This window comes from Oerskovia sp. NPDC060287, assembly GCF_042726775.1.
GTDB classification, from domain to species: domain Bacteria; phylum Actinomycetota; class Actinomycetes; order Actinomycetales; family Cellulomonadaceae; genus Oerskovia; species Oerskovia merdavium.
The window spans coordinates 1-15,999 of the sequence record NZ_JBHXBO010000090.1; the positions used below are offsets into that span (position 1 = coordinate 1).

A 15,999-nucleotide genomic window follows, 5' to 3' on the forward strand; every position below is an offset into this window, starting at 1 on the left:
GGCCCGTCCCGCCGCACGGCCTCAGCGCACGCCCTCCCACAGCTTCCGCTCGGCCGCCCGCGGATCCGCCTCGACCCGTGACGGGTCGCCGGCTCCTGTGCTGTCCGGGGGCTCGCGGGCCCGACGGCGGGGCCCGCCCCCGACGGGCGGCCCACCACCTGCGGTCGCGCCCTAGGCTCCGGCGCCCTCGTCCTCGTCGAGATCCGGGCCCGCCTCGGCGGGAGGCCGGTTCGCGAGCGCCCGGGCCTGCGCGTGGAAGGCCAGGATCTGCAGCTCGCTGCCCACGTCGACCGAGCGCACGATCACGTCGTCGGGCAGCTGGAGGGCGCGCGGCGCGAAGTTGAGGATCTCGCGGACCCCGGCCTCGACCACGCGCTCGGCGACGTCCTGCGCGACGTGCGCGGGCGTGGCCAGGACGACGATCGTGACGTTCTCGCGCACGATGACCTCCTCGAGCGCGTCGACGTGCTCGACCACGAGGCCGGCCGCCTCGGTGCCCACGACCGACGGCGACGCGTCGAGCAGGGCCGCGACCTCGAAGCCCCTGGTCCCGTAGCCCGAGTAGTTCGCGAGCGCATGACCGAGGCTACCGATACCGATGATCGCGATCCGGTGCTCGTCGGTCACGCCCAGCGCCGACGTGATGTAGGTCGCGAGCGAGTCGACCACGTACCCCACACCGCGCGTCCCGTAGGACCCCAGGAAGGACAGGTCCTTGCGGAGCTGCGCGGACCCGACCCCCGCCAGCTCGGCGAGCTCGGTCGACGACGTGGTCTCCACGCCGCGCCCCTCCAGGTCGCGCAAGGCCCGCAGATAGGCGGGCAGGCGTGCCACCGTCGCGCCCGGAATACCGGTGTCCCCCAGGGTCTCTGCCACTCGTACCACCCATACCTCGTCATGTCGTCGTCGTTGACGACCTCGCTGTGCTGCTGTCTCGGATCATCTCAGGCTCTGGGCCCGAACGCGTAGCGTCAGCCGCTGACGCGCCGCCGCGCGAGCGCCCTGGCGAGCCGTGCGCCGTCCACCTGCCAGAACCCCTGCTGGACCCCGTCGACCGTCACGACCGGGACGTAGTCGCCGTACTCGGACGCGAGCGCGCCGGTCGGGTCCGCGTCCACGTCGACCTCGGCCCACGCGACCTGCTGCTCGGCGCACACGGCCTCGACCGTCTCGCGGGCCGCGTCGCACAGGTGGCACCCTTCGCGCCCGTAGAGCACGACGCGCGGTGGCGCGGCGCCAGAGGTCTCGGCCGGGGCGAGTCCCTCGGGCCCGGCGTCGGGTCGAGCGTCTCGTCCTGCGGCATGTCCGGCGGCAGGTTCTGCGGTGCTCACTCCCCCAGCCTACGCATCCCGGACAGAAGGGCCGTCCCGGTCGTCGGCGTCTTGAGGAGCACAGGTCGTCGGCGGGCGTCGGCGGGCGCCGATAGAGTGGACGGCATGCCGACGTCTGCACCTGGGTCCACCCATCCGACGGCGGCCTTCTTCGACGTCGACAACACCATCATCCGGGGCGCCAGCTCGTTCCACCTGGCCCGTGCGCTGTACCAGCGCGGCTTCTTCTCCACCCCGGACCTCGTGACGTTCGCGTTCCACCAGGCCCGCTACCTCCTGCTCGGTGAGAACAAGCGCCAGATCGACCAGGTCCGCTCGCGCGCCCTCGACCTCATCGCGGGCCGCTCGGTCGCCGAGGTCGTCGCGATCGGCGAGGAGGTCTACGACCAGGTCCTCTCGCTGCGGATCTTCCCCGGCACCCAGAAGCTCCTCGACGAGCACATCGCGGCCGGCCACCAGGTGTGGCTCGTGTCCGCGACCCCTCTGGAGATCGGTCAGCTCATCGCCCGGCGGCTCGGCGCGACCGGGGCGCTCGGCACGGTCGCCGAGCACGAGGACGGCCTCTACACGGGCCGCCTCGTGGGCGACATGATGCACGGCCGGGCCAAGGCGGCGGGCGTCCGCGAGCTCGCCGAGCGTCACGGGATCGACCTCTCGGCCTCCTACGCCTACGGCGACTCGCTCAACGACGTGACCATGATGCAGGCCGTCGGCCACCCGTGCGCGATCAACCCCGACACGCGCCTGCGCCGCCACGCCAAGGACGTCGGATGGCCCATCCGCGAGTTCCGCGGCAGGCGCCGACGCGTCGCGAACCGCGGGCTCAAGACCGCGAGCTGGGCGGGGGCGGCCTGGGTCCTCGGGCTCGTCATGCGCTCGATCCGGCGCTCGCTCAAGGGCCGCACCGGCCTCTGACCCCCCGCGGTCCAGGAGCAGGCCGCGACGCCGGACCTCCGCAGCCTGGTCGGGCACGCCCACACCCGGACATGCGAAGAGCCCGGCACCCCTGAGGGTTCCGGGCTCCTGCGGCAGCAGGCGCGTGACCGCGCCGCGCTGCTACTTCTTGTTACGACGCTGGTGGCGCGTCTTGCGAAGCAGCTTGCGGTGCTTCTTCTTGGCCATACGCTTGCGGCGCTTCTTGATGACGGAGCCCATGGGTCCTCACAATGCTGGATCGGTGTGCGATCGGGATCGCCCCGATCATGGTGGTCCACGGCTGATCGGGAACCGACCAACACGAGAAAAAGTCCGTCCCTTAGACTACCTGCTCCCTGCCGGTCGCCAGAAATCGAGCGCGGGTGACGTCGTCGGGCACGTGCCGCGGCCCCCGGACGGACGCGTGCTCGGCGCGTGCCCTGCGCCGGCCAAGGAGGTGTCCTCGACCCGTCTCAGTCGAACTGCGCGTCGAGCCCCAGCAGGGGGAACACGGCCTTGCGCGTCGCGACGACCGCACGGTCGACCTCGTCCTCGGGGTCGTACCCGCGCCCCCAGGACGTGAACGCGACCTCGCCGTCCCCCATGAGCCGGGCGGTCTCGCGGTGCGCGACCGCGGTGATGTGGTCGCGCCAGGCGGCCGGCACGGGCGTGGACGGCGCCACGGGCGCGTGGACGACCTCCGCGACGACGTTCGACCACGCGAACGGGACGACCGACGTGACCGAGTAGCCCCCGCCGCCCAGGGCGACCCAGCGCCCCTCGGCGAGCTCGTGCGCCAGCTCGTGGATCCACCGCACGGCCGCGCGCTGGGCGTCGATGCTCACGTCGAGGTCGCTCAGAGGGTCGTGCCCGTGGGCGTCGCAGCCGTGCTGGGACACGATCACCTGCGGCCGGAACGCGCGCAGGACGGGCGGGACGACCGCGTCGACGGCCCGCAGCCAGCGCGAGCCGTCGGTCCGTCGGGGCAGGCCGAGGTTGACCGCGGTGCCCGACGCCGATGCGCCACCCGTGTCCGTCGCGTGCCCCGTGCCGGGGAAGAGCGTCGCGCCGCTCTGGTGGACCGAGACGGTCAGGACGCGCGGGTCGTCCCAGAAGATCGACTCGACCCCGTCGCCGTGGTGAGCGTCGAGGTCGACGTACGCGACGCGCTGGGCGCCGTCGTCGAGCAGGCGACGGACCGCGGCCGCCGCGTCGTTGTAGATGCAGAAGCCCGACGCGGCCCCGCGCTGGGCGTGGTGCATGCCCCCCGCGATGTTCACGGCGTGCAGCGCGTGCCCCGACCAGACGGCCCCCGCGGCCTCGTACGAGCCCGACAGGATGCGTGCTGCGGCCTCGTGCATCCCGGCGAACACCGGGTCGTCCTCGGTGCCCAGCCCCAGCGAGGCGTTCTCCACCCCCTGCTCCGAGGCCGCGTGGACCGCGGCGACGTACGCCGGGTCGTGCACCAGGTCGAGCACCTCGTCGGTGGCCGGGGACGTCCCGACGACCTCGACCCCCGGGGCGTCGAGCAGGCCCAGCGCGCGCACCAGGCGCATGGTCAGGTCGAGGCGCGTCGGGGACATGGGGTGCCCGTGCCCGAAGTCGTACCCGAGCAGGTCCGGGCTCCACACGACCTGCGCGACGAACGGCACGGTGTCGGTTCCGGTCACGTGCGCTCCTCGCTCGGTGTCTCGTCCGTGCGACGGGTGCTCCGTCGCACGGCCCGTACCGCGACGCGAGAGTGCGTTCGGCAGCCGGCAGGAAACACGGTATCGCCCGCGCGGCCCGACGGCGCCACGCGGTTCAGCCGGTGGGCAGGGCCCGTCCTGTGGCAGAGTTGGGCGACACATCGGCACGCACGGCGACCGGACGGCCCCGCAGGGCACGCCCCGCCGCTCGTCCACCCGGACGAGGACGCACGGACAGCGAGACGGAGGACCGATGCCCCAGGGGGTCTCCGGGCGCTTCTTCGCAGGGCGCGAGCTGGTCGACCGCCTCGCCCGCCACTCACCGGCCCGCCTCGCGGTCACGGTCTTCGCCGCGGTGATCTCGCTGTTCACGCTGCTCCTCATGGCGCCGTGGGCCACGACGTCCGGGAGGTCCGCGCCCCTGATCGACGCGCTGTTCACCGCGACGTCGGCCGTGTGCGTCACGGGCCTCGTGGTGGTCCCGACGGGAACCTACTGGTCCACGTACGGGCAGGTCGTGATCCTCGTGGGCATCAAGATCGGTGGCCTGGGCGTCATGACGCTCGCCTCGATCCTGGGCATGGCCGTCTCGCGGCGCATCGGGCTGACGCAGAAGCTGCTCACGGCCTCGGAGACCAAGACGACCCGGCTCGGCGAGGTCGGCTCGCTGATCCGCGTCGTCGTCATCACGTCGACCAGCATCGAGCTGCTCATCGCGCTGCTGCTCCTGCCGCGCTTCATCGTGCTCGAGGAGACCTTCGGCGAGGCCGCCTGGCACGGCCTGTTCTACGGGATCTCGGCGTTCAACAACGCGGGGTTCATCCCCACGGCCGAGGGTCTGACCCCCTACGTGGGCGACTGGATGCTGCTCATGCCGATCATCATCGGCGTGTTCATCGGCTCGCTGGGCTTCCCCGTGATCCTCAACATCATGCGCAACCGGCGCCGCGCCTCGAAGTGGAACCTGCACACCAAACTGACGCTCACCACGAGCGCGGTCCTGGTCGTGGTGGCCGTGGTCCTGTTCGCGGCCTTCGAGTGGACCAACGCCAAGACGTTGGGCCCGCTGAGCCTCAACGAGAAGATCCTCGCCTCGCTGTTCGCCGGGGTCATGCCCCGGTCCGCGGGCTTCTCGACGATCGACATCAACGGCATGCACGAGTCGAGCTGGCTCATCACGGACGCGCTCATGTTCGTCGGTGGCGGCAGCGCCTCGACCGCGGGCGGCATCAAGGTCACGACGCTCGCGGTCATGCTGCTCGCGATCGTGTCCGAGGCCCGCGGCGACCGCGACCTCGAGGCGTTCGGTCGACGCATCCCCCGCGAGACCCTCCGCCTGGCCGTGGCCGTGTCGTTCATCGGCGCGACGGCCGTGCTCGTCGCGAGCCTGCTGCTGCTCGAGATCACGGGCTGGACGCTCGACGTGATCCTCTTCGAGACCATCTCCGCGTTCGCGACCGTGGGCCTCTCGACGGGCGTGACGGCCGACCTCCCGACCGCCGGCAAGTACGTCCTGGTCGTGCTCATGTTCATCGGGCGCACCGGGACCATGACGCTCGCGGCCGCGCTCGCGCTGCGCGACCGGCGCCGCGTCATCCGCTACCCCGAGGAACGCCCCATCATCGGCTGACCCCGCCTCCCCGCTCCCTGGTGCGGCCCCGGCTCGCTGCCGGACCGCGCCTCCTGACGAAAGGTCCCCCAGGTGCCCGACAAGAAGGCCCCCGAGAAGAATGCCGGCGTGCTCGTGATCGGTCTCGGCCGGTTCGGGTCCGCGATCGCGGCGACCCTCGACCGGCTCGGCCAGGACGTGCTCGCGGTCGAGCGGTCGCCCGAGCTCATCGCGCAGTGGTCGGGCCGCATCCCGCTCGTCGAGGCCGACGCCTCCAACCCGACCGCCCTGGAACAGCTCGGCGCGCGCGACTTCCCGGTCGCGGTCGTGGGCGTGGGCACCTCGCTCGAGGCGAGCGTGCTCATCACGGGGAACCTGGTGGACCTGGGCACCCCCCAGATCTGGGCCAAGGCCATCTCTGCCGAGCACGGTCGCATCCTGCAGCGCATCGGCGCGCACCACGTGGTGTTCCCCGAGGCCGACGCGGGCAGCCGCGTCGCGCACCTGGTCTCGGGCAAGCTGCTCGACTACATCGAGGTCGAGGACGGCTTCACGATCGTCAAGATGCGTCCCCCGAAGGAGACGCAGGGCTTCACGATCGAGCAGACCAAGGTCCGTGACCGCTACGGCGTGACCATCATCGGCGTGAAGTCGCCGGGTCAGGACTTCGTGTACGCCGAGCCGACCACGCGCATCTCCGCGAACGACCTGCTCATCGTCTCGGGGCACGCCGAGCTGCTCGAGCGGTTCGCGGCGCGGCCGTAGTCACGGGGCCACGCCCGGTCCACCGTTCAGGACGCCCGACGGCGCCGCTCAGCTCGCGCGGGTCCGGCGGCGTCTGAGCGCCGCGCCCCCCGCGACGAGGGCTCCTGCGACGGCCAGGGTGCCGGCGACCGTGACGCCGGTCGAGGCCAACGGGCCTGGGACCTTGCCGGGCGAGGTCCCCTCGGCCGTCGTGCCGTTGCCCGTGGTCGTCCCGCCGCCCGTGCCTCCGCTGCCGTCGGTGCCGCCGCCGGGAGCACTGCGGACGTCGAACGACGCCGACCGGACCGACGCACCGCTCAGGGGGTCGGTGACCACGACGTAGTGGGGGCCGGGGAGCGTCGAGAGCGGGATGGTCGTGACGAGCTCGATGGTCCCGTCCGCGCGCGCGGTCACGGTCCCGAGGAACGTGGGCGTCGAGTGGAGGTGCACGTCGTACGTCACGAAAGGCACGAATCCCTGGCCGCGGACGACGAGCGTCCCGCCCGGCACGGGGTTCTCCGCGACCGCGTCGACCACCGAGAGCGGGGTGATCCCCGTGATGCCCACCTGGAGGCTCACGCCTTCCGGTCCGTGGTCCCCGACCGGGACGGGTGGGGCCGCGACCGCGGGAAGCCCACCGAGGACGATCCCGCCGACCATCACGAGTCCTGCCACAGCCCCTGCGAACGTGCGGGCTCCAGCCCGCGGGTTCACGATCCGCACTTGCGCACTCCCTTGTCGCCTCGCGCCCCCGAGCGCGCCCATCCTCCCACGTCTCGGGCCCCGTGCGGGCGCCTCAGCGGGTGAGATTCGGTGAACCGTGGTAGCCGGTCGACGAGCCGTGGAAGACGGCGGGGGCAGAGGGCTCTCAGGGCGCGGGCGGGCCCAGGAGGTCCTCGTGCCGACAGCTCGACGTGGACCACCACCTGGCCGGGTACACCTCAGGCTGTGTCAGCCCCAGGTCCTCGAAGGGAGCCGGCCGTCGACGAGGACTCCCGGAGCGGACAGCAAGCCTCAGCCGCCGGTGAAGACGCCGATGGTCAGCTCGGAGTCCACCTCGAGGCACGGCGCGTCGAGCGTGGTGAGCGCATCGTTCCAGGCGTCCGACCTGATGACGGTGGGTTCGGTCCTGGGCCAGGTCTCGACCGCAGGGACGGTGGCCTGCAGGTCGGCGACCCCCAGGCTCACGGCACTGTCGCCGCCCGAGGGGATGCGGTGCAGCACATCGGTCGCGACCTCGTACCAGCCCTGCTGCTCCTGGGCGGCCATGCGGCCCTCGCTCAGAGCAATGTCTGCGTTCTCCACGATCGTCATCACGTCGGAGACCGCCGCGCACGCGGCAGCGTCCTGCGCCCCGTCCTCGGGTGCGTCGACCTGAGCAACCTCTCCCGTGGGCTCGGGAAGGGCGGCACTGCCCTCCCCGCTGCAGCCCGCCATCGTCAGAGCCACCAGTACCAGAGCCGAAGCCCCGGCCGCCTTGCTTCCTCGCATGAACGCTCCCCCATCGTGACCGTGTGTGGGCTGAGACTACACAGTTCGGCCCGAGACTATTCGTCTGGGGGGAGCGCGGAAGACGAGGCGGGCGGTTCTGAGCTCGACGTGAGGCGCCCCGCACGTGGGGCGACGCTAGGCCGTCCGGCGCCGCAGGGTGAGCGTCCCCAGCACGATCGCCCCCAGGATGAACCCGACGATGACCGCGACGGCACCGCGGACGTCCGCGAACCCACCGCCTGCGGCCACGTCCTGGAGCGCCGAGACGCCGTACGTCAGGGGCAGCACCCGGCTGATCGCCTCGAGCACCGCGGGCATCTCGTCGCGCGGCATGAGCAGGCCGCACGTGATGAGCTGCGGGAACAGGACCACGGGCATGAGCTGCACGGCCTGGAACTCCGAGCGGGCCAGGGCCGAGGCCGCGAGCCCCAGGCACGACCCGAGGATCGCGTCGAGCACCGCGACGAGCACCACGAGGCCCACGGGCCCGGCAACGTCCATGCCGCACACCCACACCGCGAACGCCACCACGACCAGGGCCTGCACGGTCGCGAGGAGCGCGAACGCGAGCGCGTAGCCGCCCACGAAGTCGCCCTTGCCGAGCGGCATGGTCATGAGCCGTTCGAGCGTCCCGGACTGCCGTTCGCGCAGCGTCGTCACGCTCGTGACGAGGAACATGATGATCATGGGGAACAGCCCCACGAGGATGGGGCCGAACTGGTCCAGGACGGGCGTCCCGTCGAACATCCAGGCGATGAGTCCCAGCAGCACGCACGGCAGCACGACGAGCAGCGCGATGGTGCGCGGGTCGTTGCGGATCTGCCGCAGGACCCGGCCCGCGGTCGCGAGGGTCAGGCCGGGGCTCAGGGCGCGTGGTGCGCGGCTGGCCGCCGCCGCGTGCTCGTGGTCGACCGCGGTCCCCGCCGCGAGCGTGCTCGCCTCCCGTGCGTCGTGCATGCTCATGACGCCTCCCCTCCGAGGTGACGTGGACTCCTGACGGCCGCTGCGCCGTCGGGGCCGGCGGGCTCCTCCACGAGCCGCAGGAACGCGTGCTCGACGTCGTGGGCGCCCGTGCGCTCGAGCAGGCCCGGCAGGGTGTCGTCCGCGAGCAGGCGACCGTCACGCAGGAGCAGGAGCCGGTCGCAGCGCGTCGCCTCGTCCATGACGTGCGAGGACACGAGCAGCGAGGTCCCGGCGTCGCGCAGGCGCGCGAACAGGTCCCACAGGTCGCGGCGCAGGACTGGGTCGAGCCCGACGGTCGGCTCGTCGAGCACGAGCAGCTGCGGGTCCCCCAGCAGCGCGGCGGCCAGCGAGACGCGCGACCGCTCGCCGCCCGACAGCGTGCCGACCCGGCGCCGGGCGTGCCGCGCGAGGTCCACGGCGTCGGTCACGCGCGCGACGTCACGCGGCCCCGCGCCCAGGATCGTCGCGAAGTAGCGCAGGTTCTCGGTCACGCTGAGGTCCGCGTAGACGCTGGGCGACTGGGTCACGTACCCGACGCGGCGCCGCAGCACGGGGTCTCCGGCCGCCCGGCCCAGGACCTCGACCTCCCCGTCCGTGATCTGCTGGACCCCGACGAGCGCACGCATGAGCGTGGTCTTGCCGCTGCCGCTCGGTCCGAGCAGCCCGACGACCTGGCGGTCCGGCACCGTGAGGTCGAGCCCGTGCAGGACGGTGGTCCCGCCGCGGTCGACGCGGAGGCTGCGGACGCTGATGACCGGGTCAGTATTCCCCATGTGAGGAATTGTGCTCCTCGTGGGTGCCCGGCGCAAGACCCTCGTCCGCACCCTCGAGATAGCGCTGGATCGTCGGGGCGATCGATCGCACGAGCTCCTCGGGCGACATCGACGCCACCGGCTCGAGGTGCAGCAGATGACGCGTGACCAGCACCCCGAGCACCTGGCTCGCGACCAGGCCCACACGCCTCCCCGCGACCTCGCGCGGCAGGAGCGCGGCGACCTGGTCGAACACCGTCCGTTGGAGGTAGCGCGGCAGCTCCTGCACGTGCCCGTCGGCGGACAGCAGCCCGGACAGCACGAGCCGGAGCTGGACCTGCCCGTCGGGTGCGTCCCAGACCGCGAGCACCGTGCGCGCGAGGCGCTCCCCCAGGCCCTCGAGACCGCCCTCGGCGAACCGGCCTGCGAGCACCTGCGGGTCTGCCCCCGCGGGGACGAGCGAGGCCGCGAAGAGCTCGCCCTTGCCGTCGAAGTAGTGCCGGATCAGTCCGGGGTCCACCCCGGCCGCGCGCGCCACGCCGCGCATGCTCACGGCGTCGTACCCCTTGGCGGCGAACTCCTCGCGCGCCGCGGCCACGATCGACGCCCGGGTGTCCTTGCCCGCGGGCCGTCGGCCCCGCCGTACCGCACCAGCACTCATGCCTCGATTCTGCCCGACGACGGAGCGCACCGGCGCTCACGGGTGCGCTCCGCGCCTCTGGACGGTGACACGAGCAGCAGGTAGTCTCGCAGCATCACGATCAGCCCGTCGCCGAATGGCGGCGGGCTGATTTTCTTGCCGCTGGGGGGCGCGATGGGCGAGTACACCAACGAGTACACCAAGCCGTGGCTGTCGCTCGATCAGCAGATCGAAAAACTCGACGGGCGCGGGGTCGACGTCGATCCGCGTGACCGCACCGCGGCCCTCCTCTGCGCCATCGGCTACTACCGCATCACGGGGTACCTCTACCCGCTGCGCAGCTCGGAACAGTACATCGACGAGAATGGCAAGGTTCGAACTCGGGTTCTGCAGGGCTACAAGCCTGGCGCGTCGATCGACCACATCGCCGAGGTGATCGACCTGGATCGTTCGCTGCGTCTGCTCGTGATGGACGGTGTCGAGCGGATCGAGGTCGCGTTCCGCATGCGTATCGGCTACGTCCTCGGGCGCCGATCCGCATTCGCACACCTCGATCCGGAGACGTTCCTCCCGACGTTCGTGGAGCATCAGCTGGACCGGACGACCGGTTGGAGGACGCGACCCGGCAAGCACGCAGAGTGGCTCCAGCGCGTCGCTGATCGACGCGACCGGTCGGACGAGACCTTCGTCGCGCACTTCCGGGAGAACTACGGCGGCCGGATGCCGATCTGGGCGCTCACCGAGATCCTCGAGCTTGGCCACCTTTCCCGCTTGTACCAGGGGCTCAGGGACGAGGACGCGGAGGAGATCGCCCGAGAGTTCGGAGTTCCGACGAAGAGGTTGATGGCGAGCTGGCTCGCAAGCGTGAACTACGTGCGCAACGTTGCGGCACATCACGCGCGCCTCTACAACCGAAAGCTGCAGCACGCCCCGAGTCGGCCGAAGGTCGGGGTCGTTCCACTCCTCGACCATCTACGCGCTGACGAGACGTCCAAAGGCTCCTTCTCCGTGTACAACGCTCTGGCGGTGATCGCCTACCTCCTCAGATCGATCGACACGGACGCAGGTTGGAGTCGCCGTCTCGTCACCTTGATCGACACCTTCCCCTCGTCACCGGACCTGACGATCGCCTCGCTCGGGATACCTGCAGGTTGGTCGTCGCTCGACCTGTGGCGGATACCGCAGCCCGACGCCGGGGCGTGAGCAGTACACATCAGGTGTCCCGCGCTCACGGGTGCGCTGCGCCGTCGGGCAGCAGGGACGACGACGCCCGGCCCACCGCGACGCAAGGAGACGTCGCGGCAGGCCGGGCGTGGGCCCCGGCGCACCGGCACGGCGCGGGGCAGCCGCGGGACGAGACAGCACCGCCTCGCCCCGCGGCGGTCAGGGGGTCAGGCGATCACCCGCAGTCGAGGGCCGGGTACGGCGCCTCGAACGTGGCGGTGACGGGCGAGGCGCCCGTCGTGCTCGCGGTGATCGTGACGACGCCGGCGTCGACCGAGCCCGCACGCGTCGCGAACGACTGCGACGCCGACTTGCCCGGCGCCACCCCCGTGAACGACTTGGACCCGAACGCCGAGGCGACCTTCACGTCGACCGGCACGTCCTCACCGTTCACCGCACGCACCGACACCGTGACCTTGCCCGCCACGCACCTCGCCGTCGCCGACACCTCGACCACCAGGTCAGGCTCGGGCTCGCCCAGGGCGGGCAGCTCGATCCGCTGACGGACCTCCTGGTTGCCCGCGGCGTCGGTCGCCGCGAACTCGATGACCTGCGGCTCCTCGGTCAGGGCACGCGTGAACGGCTCCTGGTAGGTGCCCCAGAACGTGCCCGGGCCCTCCCACTGGATCCGGTCCACGCCCGACCCGGCGTCCGTCGCGGTGAGCGTCACCTCGACGCTCGACCCGAGGTTCTTGACCGTCGCGACCGTGACGGGTGCGGTGGCGTCGACCTTGAGCTCGCGCGTCGCCTCGCCCACGTTGCCCGACGCGTCGGTCGCGCGGGCCGCGACCGTGCGCACGCCGTCGGTGTCGACCGTGACGGGGCCCGTGTACGCGGCCCACTCACCGCCGTCGACCAAGACCTCGACCGCGGGGGCCGGGTCGCGGTTGTCGCTCGCCGCGACCGTGACGCGCACGGGCTCGACGTACCAGCCCGAGGTCGCCGGACCTGGCTCGACCGACAGGAAGACCGTGGGCGCGATGGAGTCCTCGGCGTCGTCCGGGGCCACGACGAACACGGTCGCCTCGGCCGGCAGGTCGGTGCCCTCGACGTCGCCCTCCACGAAGAAGAGCTCTCCCGCCTCGGCGTACTGCGACGGCTCGACGGCGTCCCACTCGACCCCCGTGCGGCTGTCGCGCGAGCCGTCCTCGAACGCGGCCGTGACGTTCGCGGGCAGGACCGGTGCGGTCCCCGCGAGGGTCACGACGCTCACGTAGTCGACCTCGGTCACGTCGCCGGGCTCGCCGTCGCGCACGTAGACCGTGCCCTGGACCGGCTCGACGATCCCCGCCGCCACTCCCGAGACGCCGAAGCTCCCCTTCTCGGCGACCTGCTCGGCCGTGACGTCGTCCCAGTCGACCGCGACGGACGCGACGCGCCCGTCCTCGTAGATCGCGTCGACGTCCCCTGGCAGATCGGGCAGCTCGCCGACGAGCGTGGGGACGTGCACGGGCGAGACGTCGATGGGCGCGTTCGGGTCGACGGGCTCGGGCTCCTCGGTGCCGCCCGTGCCCCACAGCTCCCACTCGGTGACGCCGACCGCTGAGTACGTCGCGACCGTCGCGCCCTTGAGCGCGTCGAACGTCGCCCTCACCTTGGTCGTGGTCACGGGCTCGAAGGTCGTCTCGTTCGGCGCGAGACGCGCCGTCCCGTACGCGCTGGGGTTGACGACGTCCTTGTACGTCGAGCTCGCCTCGTCCCAGTACTGGATCTTCCACGACCCGGGGACCCGGACGTTGTCGCCGTTGGCCCCCTCGCCGTCCGACCAGAAGGACAGGACCGAGCGGTCGACCCGGACGGGCGCCTCCCACGCGTACTCGAGCCACTGCGTCGCCGGGCGGTTGCCGTCCCACGTGGCCCACGCCTTGTCGTACGAGCCGGTGTGCGCGACCTCGCCGTCGTTGACCGCGTCGATCGCGTGCCAGCTCGCGGTGTAGCTCGCCTCGGGCGTGCCGAGCAGCGCCACGTTGGCCGGAGCCTCGGCGGCCGCCGTCACGGCAGGGAGCGGCGCTCCGCCCGCGGCGACCGCGATGCCTGCGCCTCCCAGCGCCCCTGCACCCACGAGCACGCCCGCGAGCGTCGCCGCCGTCCATCGTCGCGGACGGGAGAACCCGACCGCCCGCCCTCGTCCTGCTCGCGCCATGACCGTCCCTCGTCCCAGGGCCCGCAGGCCCGCTCCGTCGTGCCTGTGCGTGGTGTCCGGCGCCGCGTCGCGGCGCCCTGCGTGGGCGCTCACGCGATCTTCGCCTTGCCCGCCGCGACCAGGACCTTCTGGCTGTCCCGACGCGTCAGCAGGCCCTCGGACACGAAGGTCTCGGCCGTGCGCTGGACCGTCGCGAGGAACGCCGCGCGGTCCGCGAACGAGCCCCCTGCCCAGACCACGTCGAGGAACGACGTGCCGTTGGCGCGGCGCGCGTTGGCCACGCCCGAGTCGGTGCCCGCGAACACGATCTTGGGCTCGGAGCGCTCGAAGTACATGTGGTAGAGCGCGCTGCCGCCCGAGTACGCGGGCTCGAACGTCAGGTCGCCGAGCTGGAACACGTTGTCCCCGAGAGCCTTGGCCGCGGTGTCCAGGCTCCCGTCCAGGCGCATGCTCGCGTAGAGCGAGAGCTTGAGGAACTTCGTGGCGGAGCTCCGAGCCAGCAGGACCACCGGTCCGTAGTGCAGTGCCTGGATCGACGGGTTGTCGATCGTGGGCTCGACGCGCAGCGAGAGCGGCATCGAGATCTCCACCCGGTCACCGCTCGTCCACGTGCGGCTCACCGTGACGTAGGTGCCGGGTGTGGCCTCGAGGTCCTGCGCCACGCCGTTGACCTTCACGGCGAACCCGCGCTGGATCCAGCGCGGGACGCGCAGCCGCAGGTCGAGCGGCCCCGAGCCGTTGACCACGAGCGTGCTCGCCCCGACCTCGGGGTACTCGGTCTGCTGGACGATCTCGAACCCCTTCTGGGACCAGTCGAGCGTCGAGGCGACGTACAGGTTGACGTGCAGCACGGGGTTGCCCGGGGCGTCCTCGGCCGACCGGAAGTAGATCGAGTCGCGGTACTTGACGTGGTTCTCGAGCCCCGTGCCCCCGCAGCACGTGCCCGTGTTGTCGTACTCCCGGCGTGCCCCGGGGTGGACCGGGTACATGTACGTGACCTCGGGGCTCGTCGAGGACTCGGCGTTCTTCCGCGAGCCCAGGATGTGGTTGAGCACGCCCGTCTCGTAGTAGTCCATGTACTTCGGGTCGAGCGTGTGGAAGTAGAGCAGCCGCGAGACCTTGAGCATGTTGTAGGTCGCGCACGTCTCGGCGTTGCGCGTGCCGATGTCTCCCGCGACGGTGTTCGCGGGGCCCCACAGCTCGCCCTCGCCGTTGCCGCCGTGCGCGTACGTGCGCCCCGGGACGACCATGCCCCAGAAGTTCTTCACGGCGTCGAGGTACTTCTGCTCGTGCGTGTGCGAGTAGACCTTGAGGTAGCCCGGGAACTGCGGGATGTGCTGGTTGGCGTGCTTGCCGTTGAGCGTGTCGGTACCCGCGGCGGACGCGTTGACGAGCGCGTTGAGGTCGAACAGCTTCGCGGTCGCGAGGAAGTCCTCGCGGCCCGTGATCTGGTGGAGGTCGGCCATGACCTCGTTCATGCCGCCGTACTCGCCCGCGATGTAGATGGCCCACATGCGCTCGAGCTGGTCCGCGGGGAGCTTGCTGAGCCGGCTGTGGACCCACTCGCCCATCGACGTGACGATCTCGAGGGCCTGGGCCGACCCCGTGAGGTGGTAGGCCTCGAGCAGCCCGGCCATGATCTTGTGGCACGTGTAGTAGGGCGCCCAGATCTCTCCGTAGGGTGCGTACTTCTCGAGCTGGCTGAACTGCCACTCGCCGTACGCGGCGAGGAAGCCCGGGTGGCTGTAGCGGCCCGTGGCTGCGAGCGCGGCCTGGACCTCGCCCAGCCCCGCGACGATCGCGTCCACCTTGTCCTTGAAGACGGCCTCGCCCGTGCTCCCGTAGGCGAGCGCGACCATCGACAGGAAGTGGCCCGCGTAGTGGCCGCGCAGCAGGTTCGCGGTCTGGGTGTTCGCGCGCCCCGGGTAGTCGTCGGGTCCCCAGGCGTCCTCGTTGGCGTGCCCGAAGCCCTCCCAGCCGCCCGGAGCGCTCGCCCCCTTGGTGTCGAGCCCCGCGGTCCGACGGAAGACCGCGAGGATCCGGTCGACCGGGTAGACCCGGGCAAGGTTGAGCGCCTGGTCCTGCGCCCGCGTGAAGACGCTCGGCTCGAGCGTCACCTGCGACATCGAGAACGGCTGCGCCGTCCATCCGTCGAGGGCGACACTGCGGTCGAGCGACTGCAGGAAGCGCCGGCTGACCGGCGGGGCGGGGTTGACGAACGGTGCCGGTGCGGCAGCGGCTGGTGCCGCGACCGCGAGGTTCCCTCCTGCTCCGGCGAGGGTCGCAGCACCGGCTGCGGCCCCGAACGTCAGCGCGCCGAGCCGCAGGACGGATCGGCGCGAGTAGGTCGAGTCGTGCTCAGACATGTCGTGTCACTCCTCATCGAGTTCGTTTCATGGTGCGGGTGGTGCTGTGACGACCTGACCGCCGGTGGCATCGAGCAGACGACGGGCGCAGGAGGGAAACCTCGCCCACTGCCGGTCAGGCCCTGTCCTGGGC

The 15,999-nt window shown here is 71.7% G+C and carries 15 protein-coding genes; 4 read left to right on the plus strand and 11 right to left on the minus strand.

The window, feature by feature from the left end:
• Positions 1-171: 171 nt before the first annotated feature.
• Positions 172-885, minus strand: a complete 714-nt coding sequence (locus ACFWFR_RS09965) for a redox-sensing transcriptional repressor Rex (protein ID WP_377622746.1) — start codon at positions 883-885, stop codon at positions 172-174.
• Positions 886-971: 86 nt separating this feature from the next.
• Positions 972-1,331 carry a glutaredoxin family protein gene (locus ACFWFR_RS09970; RefSeq protein ID WP_318244570.1) on the minus strand — a complete coding sequence of 120 codons (360 nt, stop codon included), beginning with the start codon at positions 1,329-1,331 and terminating at the stop codon, positions 972-974.
• Between the two features lie 105 nt (positions 1,332-1,436).
• Between ACFWFR_RS09970 and ACFWFR_RS09975 the strand changes: the two genes are divergently transcribed.
• Positions 1,437-2,246, plus strand: a complete 810-nt coding sequence (locus ACFWFR_RS09975) for an HAD family phosphatase (protein WP_056649733.1) — start codon at positions 1,437-1,439, stop codon at positions 2,244-2,246.
• 141 nt (positions 2,247-2,387) lie between these two features.
• On the opposite strand, the gene ACFWFR_RS09980 is transcribed toward ACFWFR_RS09975, so the two are convergent.
• Together ACFWFR_RS09980 and ACFWFR_RS09985 are read right to left on the minus strand one after the other, a co-directional pair.
• Positions 2,388-2,486, minus strand: a complete 99-nt coding sequence (locus tag ACFWFR_RS09980; protein WP_003792170.1) for a 30S ribosomal protein bS22 — start codon at positions 2,484-2,486, stop codon at positions 2,388-2,390.
• Between the two features lie 233 nt (positions 2,487-2,719).
• Positions 2,720-3,916 carry an acetoin utilization protein AcuC gene (locus ACFWFR_RS09985; RefSeq protein ID WP_377622748.1) on the minus strand — a complete coding sequence of 399 codons (1,197 nt, stop codon included), beginning with the start codon at positions 3,914-3,916 and terminating at the stop codon, positions 2,720-2,722.
• A gap of 271 nt (positions 3,917-4,187) precedes the next feature.
• On the opposite strand from ACFWFR_RS09985, the gene ACFWFR_RS09990 reads away from it, so the two are divergent.
• The gene (locus ACFWFR_RS09990) at positions 4,188-5,564 is read left to right on the plus strand and encodes a TrkH family potassium uptake protein (protein ID WP_377622750.1); all 1,377 of its coding nucleotides are present in this window, start codon (positions 4,188-4,190) and stop codon (positions 5,562-5,564) included.
• A 72-nt stretch (positions 5,565-5,636) separates the two neighbouring features.
• Positions 5,637-6,308: a TrkA family potassium uptake protein gene (locus tag ACFWFR_RS09995; RefSeq protein ID WP_056649726.1), complete on the plus strand. Its 672-nt coding sequence runs from the start codon at positions 5,637-5,639 to the stop codon at positions 6,306-6,308.
• Between the two features lie 48 nt (positions 6,309-6,356).
• On the opposite strand, the gene ACFWFR_RS10000 is transcribed toward ACFWFR_RS09995, so the two are convergent.
• The 5 genes from ACFWFR_RS10000 to ACFWFR_RS10020 all read right to left on the minus strand — a co-directional run bounded on the left by ACFWFR_RS10000 (position 6,357) and on the right by ACFWFR_RS10020 (position 10,154).
• The gene (locus ACFWFR_RS10000; RefSeq protein ID WP_377622752.1) at positions 6,357-6,962 is read right to left on the minus strand and encodes a hypothetical protein; all 606 of its coding nucleotides are present in this window, start codon (positions 6,960-6,962) and stop codon (positions 6,357-6,359) included.
• Between the two features lie 339 nt (positions 6,963-7,301).
• Positions 7,302-7,778: a hypothetical protein gene (locus tag ACFWFR_RS10005; RefSeq protein ID WP_377622754.1), complete on the minus strand. Its 477-nt coding sequence runs from the start codon at positions 7,776-7,778 to the stop codon at positions 7,302-7,304.
• 135 nt (positions 7,779-7,913) lie between these two features.
• Positions 7,914-8,645, minus strand: a complete 732-nt coding sequence (locus tag ACFWFR_RS10010; RefSeq protein ID WP_354509501.1) for an ABC transporter permease — start codon at positions 8,643-8,645, stop codon at positions 7,914-7,916.
• A 92-nt stretch (positions 8,646-8,737) separates the two neighbouring features.
• Complete coding sequence (locus ACFWFR_RS10015) at positions 8,738-9,514, minus strand: ABC transporter ATP-binding protein (protein ID WP_377622755.1); 777 nt, start codon at positions 9,512-9,514, stop codon at positions 8,738-8,740.
• Positions 9,501-10,154, minus strand: a complete 654-nt coding sequence (locus ACFWFR_RS10020) for a TetR family transcriptional regulator (RefSeq protein ID WP_377622757.1) — start codon at positions 10,152-10,154, stop codon at positions 9,501-9,503. The genes ACFWFR_RS10015 and ACFWFR_RS10020 overlap by 14 nt, the downstream gene beginning before the upstream one ends.
• Positions 10,155-10,307: 153 nt before the next feature.
• On the opposite strand from ACFWFR_RS10020, the gene ACFWFR_RS10025 reads away from it, so the two are divergent.
• The gene (locus tag ACFWFR_RS10025) at positions 10,308-11,336 is read left to right on the plus strand and encodes an Abi family protein (RefSeq protein ID WP_191804515.1); all 1,029 of its coding nucleotides are present in this window, start codon (positions 10,308-10,310) and stop codon (positions 11,334-11,336) included.
• A gap of 196 nt (positions 11,337-11,532) precedes the next feature.
• On the opposite strand, the gene ACFWFR_RS10030 is transcribed toward ACFWFR_RS10025, so the two are convergent.
• Together ACFWFR_RS10030 and ACFWFR_RS10035 are read right to left on the minus strand one after the other, a co-directional pair.
• Positions 11,533-13,593: an OmpL47-type beta-barrel domain-containing protein gene (locus ACFWFR_RS10030; protein WP_377622759.1), complete on the minus strand. Its 2,061-nt coding sequence runs from the start codon at positions 13,591-13,593 to the stop codon at positions 11,533-11,535.
• Positions 13,590-15,866, minus strand: coding sequence for a glycoside hydrolase family 127 protein (locus ACFWFR_RS10035; RefSeq protein ID WP_377622761.1), 2,277 nt, complete (start codon positions 15,864-15,866; stop codon positions 13,590-13,592). The genes ACFWFR_RS10030 and ACFWFR_RS10035 overlap by 4 nt, the downstream gene beginning before the upstream one ends.
• Positions 15,867-15,999: the final 133 nt, after the last annotated feature.